Genomic DNA, 1,020 nt, shown 5'->3' with positions numbered 1-1,020 from the left:
GTTGGCTTGCTTGAATCTATCCGGCGTCTGAATGGGATTTTATTCCCGCGCCTCGATGAGTTCCGCGCCTGATGAACCTCCAGAAAATATACGGCTTCAGCGAGCCTTTCCGTTTTACAGGTTCCTCAACAGGCCGGTGGGCCGTTTGTATCATCAATATCAGTATTCGCAAAACCAGATGAATGATTGTTTAAACTGGTGTATTTCTGCCTTTATGCTTCGTAAGTTTGCTGTCGCGCCGTCAGTGCCCAGGCTATTCTGGCCAGCTTGTTTGCCAGAGCACAGGTGACGACAAAGTTGCTTTTCCGACACAACAACTCCCTGACCCAGTCGGCCAACTTGCCAGACTGGTGTTCCAGTTTTTGTATGAATACCCTGGCACACTGAACCAACAAAGTTCGGATCTTTTTGTTGCCCCGCTTGCTAATCCCTAACAATGTCGTCCGACCTCCCGTGCTGTACTGTCGGGGTACCAGCCCTGTTGCCGCCGCAAAGTCACGGCTGCTGGCGTACTGCTTCCCGTCGCCAATCTCAGTTGAAATAGTACTGGCAGTCAGCGTTCCAACGCAGGGAATACTCAGCAAGCGCTGTCCAACCTCATCTTCGTCCAACTTTCGTTTCAACTGAGATTCCAGATCTTTAATCTGCTCAACAAGATAGTGATAATGCTGTTGTAATTTCAGCAGTAACTGGCTGAGATAAAGAGGCAAACTACTGTCCTCAAGAAGGGTACTCAGTCGACTAATAACGGCAGCACCTCGCGGAACGCTGATACCAAATTCCAGCAGAAAAGCATGCATCTGATTAGTTGTTTTCACCTTATCCTGAACCAGGGATTCACGGACACGATGCAGAGCTCGCATTGCCTGCTGAGATTCGGTTCTGGGCTGCACGAAACGCATAGATGGACGTGATGCTGCTTCACAGATAGCTTCAGCATCAACGAAGTCATTTTTGTTGCTTTTAACGAATGGGCGGACAAATTGCGGTGATATCAGCTTTGGAAAATGCCCTAACTCT

General features: G+C 48.8%; 1 protein-coding gene. It reads right to left on the bottom strand.

Going from position 1 to position 1,020, the window contains the following annotated elements; genetic code table 11:
• Window positions 1-212: 212 nt before the first annotated feature.
• On the bottom strand, window positions 213-1,020 hold an 808-nt coding region (locus tag ACMWKA_RS25660; protein ID WP_044703026.1), incomplete at its 5' end, for an IS110-like element IS5075 family transposase.

Source organism: Enterobacter sp. 03-F-07-AD-ECC (genome assembly GCF_047530935.1).
Classification (GTDB): Bacteria; Pseudomonadota; Gammaproteobacteria; order Enterobacterales; family Enterobacteriaceae; genus Enterobacter; species Enterobacter cloacae.
This window is presented reverse-complemented; position numbering and strand designations above follow the sequence as displayed.